This is a genomic window from Aurantimonas sp. 22II-16-19i (genome assembly GCF_002088275.1).
Lineage (GTDB): Bacteria > Pseudomonadota > Alphaproteobacteria > Rhizobiales > Rhizobiaceae > Jiella.
This window is the reverse complement of the sequence record NZ_AQQS01000035.1, coordinates 31,840-46,043: the sequence shown is the minus strand read 5'-3', so window position 1 is coordinate 46,043 and position 14,204 is coordinate 31,840. Positions and strand designations below refer to the sequence as shown.

Below are 14,204 nucleotides of genomic sequence, written 5' to 3'. Positions count from 1 at the left end.
ATCGAGACTGTGGGTCGCCTGGTATTCGCGCTGCATCCGCGTCCGGCCTTGCTCGGCGGACGCTTCCGGTGTCGCACGCAGCATCAGAATGTTCGGCAACTCCGGCCCATATCCGCGGAACAGGATCGTCTCCGCATCCCGCCGCAAAACCACGAATGAATAGGCGTCCCACCCCGGCACGGCTGCTGTGATCCTTTCAAGATCATCCCATCATACGATCTTCACCAGACAACGGAAGGGACCGGCGGACGCGAAGGGGAGGAGCTTCGGCCGCCGGCCTTCCCGCATGGACGCGGGGTTCAGGCAGGGCGTCTCATGCGGACGATCGGCCTCGGGGGAGAAGCCGGTCGGTCTACTCGTGGTCCGGCGAGGCAATCGGGATTCTCCCAACCGTCGCCATCGCGGGAGAGACTAGATCGACGGACAGGCGGGGCTTCGAACCTTGCTTGCCTCGACACGACGAAACATGGACCTCGGGGTCGCAGGGGACAACCATACGTAGGTTTGGTGAACTCATACATTGTCTGTCCCGCCGCCCTGTGGCGCATGCCGGCCTGCAGAGGGAGATCGCAAGACGACGCCCGCCGACGCCCTCCCTCTTGCGGCCGTGATGCGGTCGGCGATCCGGACGAGATCGGGCAGCGATCTGGCCTGCAGCTTTGCCATGACGCTGGCGCGATGCGCCTTGACTGTCACTTCGCTCACGCCGAGGGCTGCGGCGACCTGCTTGTTCAACTGTCCTGCAGCGACGAGCTCCAGAACCTGCATTTCCCGGGCGGTCAGCGAAGCGACCCGCTCGTTCAGCTCGCGCGATTCTCTTTCTGCCGCTTGTCTCGCCCTGTCCCTTTCCAAGGCGGCGTGCACGGCCTCGAGGAGATCCTGGTCGCGGAACGGCTTGGTCAGGAACTCGACGGCGCCTGCCTTCATCGCCGCGACCGACATCGGCACGTCCCCGTGGCCCGTCACGAAGATGATCGGCAGCCGGAAGTCGGCTTTGGCCATTTCTGCCTGGAACTGCAGCCCGCTCGCCCCGGGCAGCCTGACATCGAGGACGAGGCAGGCCGGACCGTCCGGGCGCCTTGCCGCAAGGAGATCGGCTGTCGACCCGAAGCTCGCGACGGCGTAGCCGACCGAGCGGAGCAGGCTGTCGAGCGACTGGCGCAAGGAAGCATCGTCATCGACGACGAGGACGGTCGCGTCACATGTCATGGCCTGCCTCCTTCCTGTGGGATACGGTTTCCGCCATCGCCGGGAGGACGAACTCCAAGATCGTTCCTCGCGGGTCGTTGTCCGACATCGTAAGCCTCCCGCCATGCGCTTCCACGACGAGGCGACTGAACATCAAGCCCATCCCCATTCCATCGGGCTTCGTCGAAACGAATGGCTTGAAGATATCGGGCTTGAGATCGGCTTCTATGCCGCATCCGGTATCGGCAACCGAGACGGCAACGGAGCCATCGGCAATCTTGCGCGTCGTGATCCGCAACATACGGTGATCGGCCGGGCTGTCCTGCATCGCGTCGACCGCATTGGCGATGAGATTCGACACGACCTGCTCAAGCTGGACCGGTTCTGCCGGGACATTCGGAAGCGCCGAGCCGAGGTCGAGGTCCATGGTGATTCGGGACAGCCGCAACTCGTCGCTGCAGCGCCGGACAGCTTCTGTCACGATGTCGTTCACCGCCACCGGGACGGTCTCGCGCGTGTTGGAACTGAACATCGACCTGATGCTTCTGACGACTTCTCCGGCACGGTGTCCCTCGGCGACGATGCGCTGCAGCGCCGCCTGAGCTTCGTCGCTGTGGGATGCGCCCCGGCCCAGCCAGCGCAGACCCGCGTCCGCATTGGTGACGATGCTTGCCAGCGGCTGGTTGATCTCGTGGGCGATCGACGCGGACAGCGCTTCCATCGCGGTCAGGCGATTGGCGCGGGCGCGACGCTCGGCGATCATCGAGCGCGCCAGGCGGTCATGAAGCGAAACCTGCTCGACGAAAAGCACGATGAGGACGATGCCGCTGGCCGCCAGACCGTAGATGCGACCGGCCCACCAGCCGAGGCTGAGCCGCACCCCGGCGCTGACATAGCCGAGGAGAACCGTCTCGATCATCATGGCGCACAGAACGACGATCAGCCAGAGATCGATGATCGTCCGGCGGCGAAGGATCAGCCAGAGGAGCGCCACGCCATAGAGCATGAGCGCGGCTGCCGGAACGTAGCGCCAGAGGGATGTGGCGACCAGGGGCGATGCCATGAAGGTCGGAAGGTCACCATGGAGCCCGATCGCCAGCCAGCCGAGCAGGCAAACCAAGGCCGCCGGGATCAAGATCGCGGCGCCGATCATCCGCCTGGTTGCCGGGGCCGATCCGTCGCGCGATGCTGGGCGGTCCCGCAAGGCGAGGTAGGCCAGAACGAAAAGCGGAAAGCCCAGCCGCCGAAAGGCAGCGACGAACGCGGCACTCTGGAGTTGCGCGTCGAGGCCCAGCTTTGGAAAAACGTCTGGAAATGTCAGCGCCCAGGGGATGATCAGGAGGGCCGAGAACAGATAGCCCGATCCGAGGACCAAGATCGCCGGCGACAGCTGTGCCGAATAGAGCGCCAGCAGCAGCGCCGCCGTCAGTGCCTCGAGCAGAAGTGCCGCCGCCGCATAGGCCGGCAAGAGGCCCGACAGCCCTGTCAGCGGCGTGTGGGCGGCGGGGATCGTCGCGACAAGCCCCAGGCAGAGGACTGCTATAAGGGCAAGAGCCATCTTCCGATGCGCCTGCGACGGGGACGTCGTGGAGATGAGGAACGGATGATCGTCTACCACCGACTCTGCCCATGATCTCGCTGCATGTCGCATGGACCAGCATCTTCGTCCCCTTGGGATTCCGACGCCCGGCCGGTTCGAGAATCTTCGGTGACCCGAGATATCGGACGGACGAGCGAAACTGCGGCCACGCTTTCAGAGCCTCCAGGACTTGCGATTGTCGCGGCCGATCCGGTCTTGAACCGGCAGCTGGACTGTTCGATCGGCTTCCGCCGGGAGCGATCATAAGAGCAAATGCCGCCGATTGCGACGCGGGGGAGATCGCGTCCGAACGAGACCTGCGGCGCGCCTGTTCACCGCGGCGACCAGCAAGTTGTGAGACGTCCATTCAACCGGCAGCAGGGTGCGACAAGCAAGGCCCTGACGTCGGCCGCCAGAATGCCTCTTGAACGGGCAGGGCCCGCGACAACACGGCGGCAGCCTCCGCGGAGGCTGCCATACCACCATCGCGAAAGGGGTTTCAGTTATGACGGCCGAGACGGCTGCGAGCGTTCGTGTTCGCCCATCGCCCCATCTGTCGTGGGTTCTCCTATTCCTGATGGCGGTCGTCGCGGGTCTTGCCGTCGCCAACATCCACTACAACCAGCCGATGCTCGGCCTGGTCGAGGACGCCTTTCCCGGCAGCGCGGCGGGGCTGATCCCGACGGCGACGCAGCTCGGCTATGCGGCGGGCCCACTCCTTCTCCTGCCGCTCGGCGATCTCGTTCGTCGCCGGCGGCTGATCGTCGTGCCGGCTCGGCTGGCGCGACGCTCGCCCGGGACCAAGGGGGGATGGAATGCGGACTGCGCCTTCGGCGCGGTGCTCGCCGCCGCCGGCTGCCTGATCGAACTCTGCGGGCGCAAGAGCCGTGCGAGGACCGACGGCGACATCGCGAGGCCGGCATGAGCCGGCTTCGGATCGCCATCGCCGGCGGGGCGCTCGGCGGGCGCTTCGCCGCGGCGCTCCTCCTGCGCGCCGGGCACGCGGTGACGGTGTTCGAGCGGTCGGCGGGCGGGCTCGCCGGAAAGGGCGCCGGGCTCGTCGCCCAGCGCGAGGTGTTCCGCATCCTTCGGCTGCTCGGCTGCGAGCACGTGGCGCAAATCGGCATTCTCGCCAGCGAGCGGATCACCTTCGACCGCAACGGCGACATTGCCGACGTCCAGGCGACGCCGCAGACGCAGATTTCGTGGGATCGGCTGTACCAGGCCGTGCGCGAGGCGGTTCCCGATGCGAGCTACCATGGCGGCCGACGCATCGTTGCAGTCGAGGGCGACGCCGCCGAGGCCAGGGTCTTCTTCGACGACGGCAGCGCTCTCTCCGCCGACCTCGTCATCGGCGCGGACGGTGTCGGCTCGATCGTCCGGTCCTTTGTCGCGCCGGAGGATCATCTGCCGCGATACGCCGGCTACGCCGCCTGGCGGGGCCTCGTGCCGGAACGCCAGATCCCGCGGCAGGCGTCCGAGGCACTGTTCGGGCGCTTCGCGTTCTATCATCTGCCGCGATCGCACATCCTCGGCTATCTCGTCCCGGGACCGAACGGCGAGACCGGGCCCGGCGAGCGGCGCTACAACTGGGTCTGGTACCGGCCGATCCCGACCGACGAACTCGCCGACGTTCTGACTGACCGCGAGGGACGGCAACATCCGTTCTCCCTCGCGCCCGGACAGCTGCCGGCCCATCGCCGCCGCAGGCTGGTCGAAGACGCCCTGCGTCTCCTGCCGCCGCCCTTCGCCGCAGCGGTCGCGGCGGAAGAACACCCCTTCCTGCAGCCGATCTTCGACTACGAGGCGCCGCGCATGGTCCGTTCGCGGACCCTGATCCTCGGCGACGCCGCCTTCGTCGTCCGGCCGCACACGGCAATGGGGGTGTCGAAGGCGGCGGGCGACGCGATGGCGCTGGCGGACGCGCTCGCCTCGATGAAGCTCGAAGCGGCGCTCGCTTCCTTCGAGGCCGAGCGGCTTTCCAGCGGGCGGGCGATCGCTGCCTACGGCCAGCGCCTCGGCGCCTCGCTTGGATGAGGTGCTACGGGCAGCCTGGACACCGATGAGAAAGGCGCGGCAAGCCTTTGCCGTCGCCCCTTTTGTCCAGTGGCGGCCGGCATCATGTCGGGCCGGCTGGATCATCTTCTGCACATCGGCAACGCCGGTCCGACCGCCCGGAAGCCCGTGGCGGGTGAAATCCCGGTGTTCGGCCTCCCGGCGCCCCGCACCCGCCGAGTGATCCACCACGTTCCTGTGGCCGGATCAGCGCTGTTGCAATTGCTGCCCGCTCAGCGGGAGAAGAGGTTCTGTTTCGCCAGATCCACCACTTCGTCGCCGCGCCCGCTCATCACCGCACGGATCATCCACAGGCTGAAGCCCTTGACCTCCTCGGCCTTGATCGTCGGCGGCATCGACAATTCCTGCGTCGCCGTGACGACGTCGAGAAGGGCCGGCCCGTCATGGGCGAGGATCTCCGCGACCGCTCCCGGCAAGTCGCCGGGATCCTCGACGCGGATCGCATGGATGCCGATGGCGCGGGCCATGGCGGCGAAGTTCGGGTTGTCGAGGCGGGTGCCGAGTTCGACGAGACCTGCCGCCTTCATCTCGAGCGCGACGAAACCGAGGGTGCCGTTGTTGAAGACGACGATCTTTGCCGGCAGCTTCTCCTGAACGAGCGTCAGGAGATCGCCCATCAGCATGGTGAAGCCGCCGTCGCCGGACAGCGAGATCACCTGTCGGGTCCGGTCCGCCGCCTGGATCCCGATGGCCTGCGCCATGGCGTTGGCCATGGAGCCGTGGGCGAGCGAGCCGATCAGCCGCCGCTTGCCGTTCATCGTCAGGTAGCGGGCGCCCCAGATGGTCGGGGTGCCGACGTCGAAGGTGAAGGCCGCGTCGTCGTCGGCCGCCTCGCTGACGAGCTTCGCCAGGTATTGTGGATGGATCGGCTTATGGCCGGGCGAGCCTTTGGCGAGGTCATCCAGTCCCTCGCGGACTTCGACGTAGCGCGAGACGCTGTGGTCGAGATGCCGCGTATCGGATTTCGCCGTCAGCTTCGGCAGGACGAGCCGGATCGTCTCGCCGACGTCGCCCACGATGCCGAGATCGAGCTGCGCCCGCCGGCCGAGCTGCTCCGGCCGGATGTCGACCTGAACGATCTTCACGCCCTGCGGAATGAACTGTTTGTAGGGAAAGTCGGTACCGAGCATCACCAGGAGATCACAGGCATGCATCGCCTCGTAGCCGGAGGCAAAGCCGATGAAGCCGGTCATGCCGACGTCGTAGGGATTGTCGTATTCGACATGCTCCTTGCCGCCGAGAGCGTGGACGATCGGGCTCTTCAGCGTCTCGGCGAGCTGCATCAACGCCCCGTGCGCGCCGGCACAGCCGCGGCCGCAGAAGAGGGTGACCTTCTTCGCCTCGCCGAGGAGGGCGGCGAGGGCGTCGATCTCGGCCTCCTGCGGTCGAACGATCGGGACCGGGGGCAGGAGCCCTGCAACGCTCGACGGCTTGCGCCGCGGCGCCGGCTTCAACGCCACGTCGCCGGGGATCACCACCACCGCGACGCCGCGCTGCCCGACGGCGGCACGGATGGCGTTCTCGATGACGAAGGGCATCTGGCTCGGATCGGAGACCATCTCGCAATAGACGCTGCACTCGCGGAATAGGTTCTGGGGGTGGGTCTCCTGGAAGTAGCCGCCGCCGATCTCCGAGGAGGGGATCTGAGCGGCGATGGCGAGCACGGGAGTGCGTGTGCGCTGGGCGTCGAAGAGCCCGTTTATGAGGTGGAGGTTTCCAGGCCCGCAGGAGCCGGCGCAGACGGCGAGCTGGCCGGTCACCTGCGATTCGCCGGCCGCCGCGAAGGCCGCCACCTCCTCGTGTCGCACATGCACCCAGTCGATCGTGCCCCGCGATCTGAGCGCTTCGGTCAGCGCATTGAGGCTGTCCCCGACGACGCCGTAGATGCGTCGGACACCGACCAGTTCGAGCGTCTCGACGATCAGATCGGCAACGTTGTCTTTTGCCATGGTGGTCTCACTCCGTTTGGGTCAGTGCGAGCGACTTGTTCAAGCCGTGACCGCGACGAACAATCCTCCCGCCTGGGCTTGTGCCAATGATGTCGCTGGCCGCACCTTGGAAGCTGGAGCGAGGCGACATTGGTGGAAGCAACGGACGAGAGATATCACAACACACGTGCCGTTCCCGCGATCCGTGAGGTGTCGGCCGGGGCGCTACAGCCACTCCTGCAAGCCCCAGGTCAGCCACATGCGGACGCGACGCCGCCGTCCGCATGCTCAGGCGGTCTGACGATGGGCGCGGCGCCAGTTCAGCGGCGTGTCGCCGACGAAGCGGCGGAACAGCCGAGTGAGATGCGCCTGGTCGGTCAGGCCGCAATCGCCGGCGATCCGGCTGAGCGGCGAGCGGGTGGTCAGCATCAGGTGCTGTGCCTCCTCGATCCGCCTGCGCATCACGAACCGGTGCGGCGTCTCGCCCAGCGAGATGCGGAAGGCCCGGGAGAAGTGGCTGTTGCTCAGCCGGGCGACTGCGGCGAGTTCATCGAGGCGGATCGTTTCGGAGAGCCCGGCATCGATATGTCGGACCACCTGCCGGATCTGCCATGCGGCCAGGCCGCCGCGAACGGATCTTGCCGTCGCAGCTTCGGCGGCATCGCGCGTGGTCTGGAGCCGCGGCGCCTCGACGAGCGTCGGCGTCAGCAGGTGTTCCAGTCGGCGCAGATAGTGGAGTGTCAGTTCGGGATCGAGATCGAGCGCCTGCCTGGCGCTGGTCACCAGATCGAACGCGATCCTGCCGCCATCGTCGTCGGCCCAGGGTCCGGCGAGAACCGGGCGCGGGCGGCCATCGATCGTCGTGCGCTGAAGCAAGGCTGGACCCTCCATTCCCTGGTGAGGACTGGAAAGCTACGCCCTGTGGAGGCTTCGGACCTATCGAACACAGGTTGGCGCGGTGCGGGCCGGATGGTCGGAAACCCCATACCGATGGATGGGATGCCGCCGGTGTTCGGCGGCCGTTGCAACGACACGCCAGCGGCTTCGACCGGCGTGTCGTCGATCGGAAGGAGCGGCGTGCGATGAACAGGCGTCTTGGCGATCTGGCGCTCGCGGGCCGCAGAATGCGCGCCGGTTCTCGCGGAAAACTCGCCGCTGCCGGCATTCTGGCATCGGCGATCTTCGTCGTCGATACCTTCACTCAGCTCGCAAGCGCCGTCGCGGTCCTCTACGTCATCGTCATCCTGATCGTCGACGACACTGCGGGCCGGCGAGGCATCTGGTTCTCGTCGATCACCTGCGTCCTCATGACCTCCGCGAGCTTTGCGATCGTCCATGGGATCGACGCCGGCTCGGAAACCGTCCTGAGGCTGATCGTCAGCCTGAGCGCCATCGCCGCAACCAGCGCGCTGATCTTGCGGGGCAGCGCCGACCGGCGGGTCGTGGAGGCCCAGGCCCGGCTCCTCGACATCTCCGGCGACGCGATCTTCCTGCGGGACAGGGACGACAAGATCATCCTGTGGAACGAAGGCGCCGAGCGGATCTATGGCTGGCGCCGCGAGGAGGCTCTCGGCTGCAATGCTCACAACCTGCTCGGGACCCGCCCGAGCGACCCCTTCGAAGTGATCGCGGCTGCGCTCGCAACATCCGGTTTCTGGGAGGGTGAGCTTCGCCAGAAAAACAGGGACGGACGCCAGATCACCGTCCTCAGCCGCTGGCAGCAGCAGCGCGACGGGAGCGGGATCGCCTCGACCACCCTCGAGAGCAACACCGACATCACGATGCGCAAGAGCATCGAGGAAGCGCTGAGGTCGAGCGAGGAACGCTACCGCACCATCTTCAATTCGCTGGCGATCGGGATCTGGGAGCACGACCTCAGGCCGCTCGAAACAATGATCGCCGCGGTGCGGGCGGCGGGCGTCACCGATTTCCGCCGCTATGTCGCGGAGCATCCTGCATGGGTGAGCCAGGCGCGGGCCTCGGTGGCCATCACCGACGTCAACGACACTGCGCTGCGCATGCTGAAGGTGCCGGCCAAACAGGATTTCTACCGGCGGCTCGACGAGTTTCTGGTCGACCCCGGCGAGAGCTTCGCGACCTTCATCGTCGCCATGGCGGAAGGCAGGACGAGCTTCGAGGCGGAGGCGGCGGTGCGGACCCTCGACGGCGAGACGATCCGGGTGCTCGTCGCGATGCGTTTTCCCTGCCGCCATACGTCCCTGGAGCGGGTGCATGCGAGCATTCTGGACCTGACCCAGCGGGTGCGCATGGAGGAGAGGCTGGAGGAGACACGGCGGGAACTCGAGCATGCCATGCGAGCGGCGACGATGGGCGAGGTGTCGGCCTCGATCGCTCACGAGGTCAACCAGCCGCTTTCCGCGATCACGACCTATGCCGATGCCGCCCGCCGCTGGCTTCGCCGCGATCCTCCGGACATGGAGGAGGCGCGCCTGGCGCTGGACGAGGTGGTGGTGGCCGCACGCCACGCGGGCGATGTGGTCAAGCGAGTGAGAAGCCTGCTGGGCAAGGCGACGCCCGACAGCGCTCCGCTGGCGCTCGGTGCCGCGGTCACCCAGGCCTTGAGGTTCGTCGAGCGGGATCTGGCGACCCACCGCGTCGCGCTGTCCGTGGACCTGCCGGAACGCCCCCTCATGATCGAGGGCGACATGATCCTCCTCCAGCAGGTGTTCATCAACCTGATGGTGAATGCCGTCCAGGCGATGGAAGCGGTTTCTGCGGGGGCGAGGCGGCTGTCGATCTCCGCAGTGCCGGAGGGCGACCGGGTCGCCATCACCTTCGCCGATACCGGGCCGGGGTTTCCGCCGGAGGTCGCGGCGCGGGCGTTCCAGGCCTTCTTCACGACGAAGGACAAGGGCATGGGGCTGGGATTGTCCATGTGCCGGTCGATCATCGAGGCGCATCGCGGAACGATCGTATTGGGCGATCCTCCGGGGGATGGCGGGACGATCCTGATCCGGCTGCCCGTCATCGCGTGATCTGTCGTTGGACGAGCCAGCGCGAGGAGCTGTCGGCAAGCCCGCTTGCAAGCGGGCAAACGATCCTAGAGCGATCGAAGCATCATTTCTGCGCTGCGCGAAACGGGCGCGGAGGCCGTCCGGAAGCCGGGCGGCCTCCGCGCAGGAGGCGACAGGCGAGCGGTGGGAGGGCCGCATCAGCCTGCGAGGCATCGGCTGTCGCGCCGGTCGCGCGACTGCCGATACCACCAGGTATTACTTCTGGATGAAGGCCAGCATGTCCGGGTTCACGACGTCCGCGTGGATCGTCATGAAGCCATGCGGGTAGCCGTCGTAGATCTTCAGCTCAGAACCCTTCACGAGCTTCGCCGACAGCTTGGAAGCGTCGTCGATCGGTACCACCTGATCGTCGCTGCCCTGCATGATCAGGGTCGGGATGTCGATCTTCTTCAGATCCTCGGTGAAATCGGTCTCGGAAAACGCCTTGATGCCATCATAGTGCGGCTTTGCGCCGCCCATCATGCCCTGGCGCCACCAGTTGTCGACCACCGCCTGGTCGAACGCCGCGCCCGGACGGTTGAAGCCGTAGAACGGGCCGCTGGCGACGGCGACGTAGAACTTCGCCCGATTGGCCGCGAGCTGGGCGCGGAAGTCGTCGAACACCTCGATCGGGGTGCCGCCGGGATTGCTCGCCGACTTGACCATGATCGGGGGAACGGATGCCAGCATGATCAGCTTGGCAGCCCGGCCCTTGCCCTGATTGGCGACATAGGCCACGGCCTCCCCCCCGCCCGTCGAATGGCCGATGTGGATGGTCTTCTTGAGGTCGAGATGATCGATCACGGCCGCGACGTCGGCGGCATAGTGAGCCATGTCGTGGCCGTCGCTGACCTGGGTGGACCGGCCATGGCCCCGCCGGTCATGGGCGACGACGCGGTAGCCCTTTTCGACGAAGTAAAGCATCTGGGCGTCCCAGTCGTCCGAGGAGAGCGGCCAGCCGTGGTGGAAGACGATGGGCTGGGCGTCCTTCGGACCCCAGTCCTTGTAGTAGATCTGGACGCCATCTCTGGTGGTGACGAATTCTTCGGTCATGATCGGTTTTCCTTCGTGGGAGGTTCGGCGCGACGTCTCGGCTGCCGCAGCCGGAAGCGCTATGGCAAGTGTCAGGGCTGCTCCCGAGAGCAGCGTCTGTCGGCGGGTGATCAGGGGATTGAGCTCATTCATCGGTCGATCTCAAATGGCGGGCGGGGGGGAACAGGCATCACCCGGATCGTTCGGGAGATGCCGGCGGCTCTTCGGACGTTCGTCGAGGCCGCCTCGCGGCGCGGGCCGACCTCAGGCACGACCGTCGGGACAGGCGGTCTAGTTGCCGCCTTCCTCGATCTTCAGGCGCGTCGCATCGTCTTCGAGGTGGATCGTCGCGTCGGAGCCCGGAATGAGGCCATCCGGTGTCTTGTCGATCGTCGTGCCGTCGGGTGCCCGGGCGGCTTCCCTCGCGCCCCTCTCGCCCGGCAGCTTGCCGCTCTCGTCGACGTCGAGCCGCGATGCGTCGTCCTCGGCGTGAATTGTCGCGTCGGAGCCCGGGATGAGGCCATCCGGCGTCTTGTCGATGGTCGTGCCGTAGGGCGCGATCTCGCCTTCCCTCGCACCCTTCTCGCCGGGCAGCTTGCCGCTCTCGTCGATTTCGAGGCGCGTCGCGGCATCCTCCAGACGCGTCGTCGCGTCGGAGCCCGGCAATAGCCCGTCGGGCGTCTCGACGATCGTGGTGCCGAGCGGTGCCTGAGCGTTCGCAGTCGAAGAGAGGGCGACGAGTGCGGCAGCGGCCGCCATGAAGATGCGCATTTGAGCCTCGCGAGTTGGGAGTGGTTCGGTGAGCGGCCTTGGTGCCGTCCGTCTTCAAACTACCCTTTGCGAGGAACGCTTCGAGACACGACTGAGTATGCGAATCCATGCCTTGGTATGGCGCCGGCGGGCTCGCGTCTGGGATGGCCCATTCCCGCGGATGCGAGCGGCACCTTCCTCAGTATCTTCGGCCCGGCATTCCCCCCTGAAAGCTCTGTGAGCGTGCGTCTCTCGGTGGCGGCATGAGGATGCAGCGCCGCTGCCTTCGGGCCGTTCATCGGGCGGGGTCGCTGCGACACTGGTGATCGGCTCTTGAGGGTTGGCGCCCGGGTCGAGCATGCGCGAGCCGCCATGTCGCCGTCTGCAAAGGCCAATTCGGGACCGGGTGGCCGGGAGCGCCAGCGCCGCCTGTCTCTACGGTGGTCGACGCGCCGACCGTTCCACGACAAGGCGAACGATGTCGGGGCGGCCGCACGATACTGGAATTCATGAGGAAATCGGGCCCGCACCGCGACAATCAGGGCTGCGCTTCGAGCCGTTGCCGATCGTCTGCGCCTTCTTGCGCAATCAACTGCGTCGGGCGCGGCGGAACGAGGCTGGCGTCGTGCCGAAGGCATCCTTGAAAGCTCTGGTCAGGTGTGCCTGGTCGGCGAAGCCGCAGCAGGAGGCAATGTCGGCAATGGCTCGATCGGTGCATACCAGGAGGCGACTGGCGGCGCTGAGTCGCTGCTGCTTGAGCCACTGGTACGGAGCAACGCCGGTGGTTCGGTGAAACGCTCGAGAGAACGTCACCGTCGGCATGCCGCAAGTGGCCGCGACATCGACAAGATTGGGGCTTGCGGCGAGATCTGCGGCCAGAAGCTCCTTGGCCTGCCTCTCCTGCGTCACCGACAGGCTGCCGGCATTGGCGGGCGCCCGCCATCCGCGGCAATGGCGGGCAATGAGATGAGCGCAGACGGCCGTCACGACATGATCGATGAAGAGCAGACTGGCCTCCGTCGGGCGCGCCAGTGCCGGCAGGATCGATCGGCACAACGCCGCGAAGACCGGGGTTCCGGGTTGATGCCCGTCCGTTGCGCCGTCGAAGAGCGGATAGCCCTCGCTTTCTGCAAGCTCGCGCAGCGCCAGGTCGGGAATGTGGAACTGCATGCTGTCATAGGCATGCGGGATGTAGGCCCTTGGCTCCTCTTCCAGATGAAGCAGGTACATCGATCCTTTGGCGAGGCCGCCGGCCCGCCGCATCCTGCCATGCTTCCAGAGTTCGTGATGCTGAAGATCGGCAACCAGATGGGTGACGATCCAGGCCTTTTCGAGGGGGATCGGGGCGGTCATCCCGATCTGGCCGGCGTGTGCCGAAAGCCGCGTCACGCTGACCTGGGCGGTCCGCAGGGACGTGGTGCGGATGGACTGAAACCGTGCGGAGCCGAAGTGGCGCGCCATCTCGGAGCCGCAGGCGGACGTGTCGCGGCTTTCGACCTTCATCTCTCGCGCCTCCATGCGGCGGGCGTCATGCCGACCGCCGCGGCGAACGACCGGCTGAAATGAGGGGGGTCCGCAAAGCCGCACCGATGCGAGATCTCCTTCAGCGGTTGGCCCGTTCGGAAAAGCAGCTGCTTGGCGTACTCGATCCGGTAATCGCGACGCCACTGGCTCGGCGTGCGGCCTGTCGTGTTTCGGAAGGCTTGGGCGAAGTGCGTCGCCGGGATGCCGCATGCTCCGGCAAGCTCGGCGAGAGGGATGTCGCGAGCAAGATCGACCGAGAGCATTTCCAGCACGCGCTGCTTCTGCGACGGGTCGAGCCGATCGACCGGTGTGGCGTCCGGCCGGCATGCACCGTAGCGATGCGTCACATGCGCGAGCATCGCCAGGATGATCTCGTCGGCAAACAGCTGGTCGACCGGTGACCTTGCTCCGTGAGGCCGCGCGAGCGTGGGAAGCGCCGCTTCGACGAGAGCCGACAGGAGCGGATCGATCAGGGCAAACCGGCAACCGAGCTGCGCAACGTCGGATGTATGGTTGGCTTGCGTGAAGGCCGACAGGCTCTCCCTCGGCACCTCCAGATGGAAACTGTCGAACCTGGTCGGCGTCAGTGACTGGGTCAGGTCGCGAAGGTTGATGATCGCGATCGAGTGGCGGGCCATGGGGGCATTGCTCACCATCTTGCCCCAATTCCACAATTCCTGCCTCGGCAGGCAATAGCGCTGGACGCAGATCAGGTACGTGTCTTCCGGGTTCGGCGCCTCGGTCAGCTCGCTGCCCAGTCCATCGCCCGCGACATGACGCGCCAGCACCCTCGACGAGCCGATCGCGATCTCGCGGATTTCGCAGCTGAGATGCGGTTCCATCTGCCGGCGAAAATCAACAGCCATGCTGCGAAGGCCTCACCACCACGCCGGCGATGCGTCTCGGCGCCGGGAGCCATTTCATCTGAAGACCCAACCCGAAACCCTTCGCTCCGGACACAGCGCAAGAACGTCGACCAGTCGCAGGTTCAGCCTGTCGACGGATATATCGCTGCGTCCCCAGAGCGGCAATTCGCCCGAAGGAGGGTGGACCACGACCATAGGAGGGGGTGCTGCCGCCAAAGGGAGGGGCGCGAAGCGAACGCGTGTCGAG

At 66.5% G+C, this 14,204-nt stretch carries 10 protein-coding genes and 1 pseudogene; 3 read left to right on the top strand and 8 right to left on the bottom strand.

All coding sequences use genetic code 11. The features are described from left to right. Positions 1–513: 513 nt before the first annotated feature. Positions 514–1,209 carry a response regulator transcription factor gene (locus ATO4_RS21730; protein ID WP_083593867.1) on the bottom strand — a complete coding sequence of 232 codons (696 nt, stop codon included), beginning with the start codon at positions 1,207–1,209 and terminating at the stop codon, positions 514–516. Then, positions 1,199–2,746: an MASE4 domain-containing protein gene (locus tag ATO4_RS21725; RefSeq protein WP_176223113.1), complete on the bottom strand. Its 1,548-nt coding sequence runs from the start codon at positions 2,744–2,746 to the stop codon at positions 1,199–1,201. Before ATO4_RS21725 ends, ATO4_RS21730 begins: the two co-directional genes overlap by 11 nt. Before the next feature lie 598 nt (positions 2,747–3,344). Between ATO4_RS21725 and ATO4_RS21720 the strand changes: the two are divergent. Beyond that, positions 3,345–3,533, top strand: a pseudogene (locus ATO4_RS21720) (MFS transporter); the annotation flags it as partial. 155 nt (positions 3,534–3,688) lie between these two features. Then, positions 3,689–4,804, top strand: a complete 1,116-nt coding sequence (locus tag ATO4_RS21715; protein WP_083593865.1) for an FAD-dependent monooxygenase — start codon at positions 3,689–3,691, stop codon at positions 4,802–4,804. A gap of 251 nt (positions 4,805–5,055) precedes the next feature. Here ATO4_RS21715 and poxB read toward each other — a convergent pair whose 3' ends face one another. Both poxB and ATO4_RS21705 read right to left on the bottom strand, forming a co-directional pair. Then, a complete protein-coding gene (gene poxB / locus ATO4_RS21710; protein WP_083593864.1) occupies positions 5,056–6,792 on the bottom strand; it encodes a ubiquinone-dependent pyruvate dehydrogenase in 1,737 nt (578 codons plus the stop codon). Positions 6,793–7,059: 267 nt separating this feature from the next. Then, complete coding sequence (locus tag ATO4_RS21705) at positions 7,060–7,647, bottom strand: AraC family transcriptional regulator (protein WP_210191120.1); 588 nt, start codon at positions 7,645–7,647, stop codon at positions 7,060–7,062. A gap of 206 nt (positions 7,648–7,853) precedes the next feature. Between ATO4_RS21705 and ATO4_RS21700 the strand changes: the two genes are divergently transcribed. Then, entirely contained in the window at positions 7,854–9,767 is a 1,914-nt protein-coding gene (locus tag ATO4_RS21700; RefSeq protein WP_083593862.1) for an ATP-binding protein, read from the top strand. A gap of 234 nt (positions 9,768–10,001) precedes the next feature. On the opposite strand, the gene ATO4_RS21695 is transcribed toward ATO4_RS21700, so the two are convergent. The 4 genes from ATO4_RS21695 to ATO4_RS21680 all read right to left on the bottom strand — a co-directional run bounded on the left by ATO4_RS21695 (position 10,002) and on the right by ATO4_RS21680 (position 13,957). Continuing rightward, entirely contained in the window at positions 10,002–10,970 is a 969-nt protein-coding gene (locus ATO4_RS21695; RefSeq protein ID WP_083593861.1) for an alpha/beta hydrolase, read from the bottom strand. 138 nt (positions 10,971–11,108) lie between these two features. Beyond that, positions 11,109–11,588 carry a hypothetical protein gene (locus ATO4_RS21690; protein ID WP_083593860.1) on the bottom strand — a complete coding sequence of 160 codons (480 nt, stop codon included), beginning with the start codon at positions 11,586–11,588 and terminating at the stop codon, positions 11,109–11,111. Between the two features lie 567 nt (positions 11,589–12,155). Next, positions 12,156–13,070: an AraC family transcriptional regulator gene (locus tag ATO4_RS21685; RefSeq protein WP_176223112.1), complete on the bottom strand. Its 915-nt coding sequence runs from the start codon at positions 13,068–13,070 to the stop codon at positions 12,156–12,158. Continuing rightward, positions 13,067–13,957 carry an AraC family transcriptional regulator gene (locus ATO4_RS21680; RefSeq protein WP_083593858.1) on the bottom strand — a complete coding sequence of 297 codons (891 nt, stop codon included), beginning with the start codon at positions 13,955–13,957 and terminating at the stop codon, positions 13,067–13,069. The genes ATO4_RS21685 and ATO4_RS21680 overlap by 4 nt, the downstream gene beginning before the upstream one ends. Between the last annotated feature and the right edge of the window lie 247 nt (positions 13,958–14,204).

Excerpts from the sequence above, each read along its gene's own strand:
- poxB (WP_083593864.1), bottom strand. The coding sequence starts at position 6,792 with ATGGCAAAAGACAACGTTGCCGATCTGATCGTCGAGACGCTCGAACTG.
- ATO4_RS21695 (WP_083593861.1), bottom strand. The coding sequence starts at position 10,970 with ATGAATGAGCTCAATCCCCTGATCACCCGCCGACAGACGCTGCTCTCG.
- ATO4_RS21725 (WP_176223113.1), bottom strand. The coding sequence starts at position 2,746 with ATGGCTCTTGCCCTTATAGCAGTCCTCTGCCTGGGGCTTGTCGCGACG.
- ATO4_RS21690 (WP_083593860.1), bottom strand. The coding sequence starts at position 11,588 with ATGCGCATCTTCATGGCGGCCGCTGCCGCACTCGTCGCCCTCTCTTCG.
- ATO4_RS21685 (WP_176223112.1), bottom strand. The coding sequence starts at position 13,070 with ATGAAGGTCGAAAGCCGCGACACGTCCGCCTGCGGCTCCGAGATGGCG.
- ATO4_RS21680 (WP_083593858.1), bottom strand. The coding sequence starts at position 13,957 with ATGGCTGTTGATTTTCGCCGGCAGATGGAACCGCATCTCAGCTGCGAA.
- ATO4_RS21730 (WP_083593867.1), bottom strand. The coding sequence starts at position 1,209 with ATGACATGTGACGCGACCGTCCTCGTCGTCGATGACGATGCTTCCTTG.
- ATO4_RS21700 (WP_083593862.1), top strand. The coding sequence starts at position 7,854 with ATGAACAGGCGTCTTGGCGATCTGGCGCTCGCGGGCCGCAGAATGCGC.
- ATO4_RS21715 (WP_083593865.1), top strand. The coding sequence starts at position 3,689 with ATGAGCCGGCTTCGGATCGCCATCGCCGGCGGGGCGCTCGGCGGGCGC.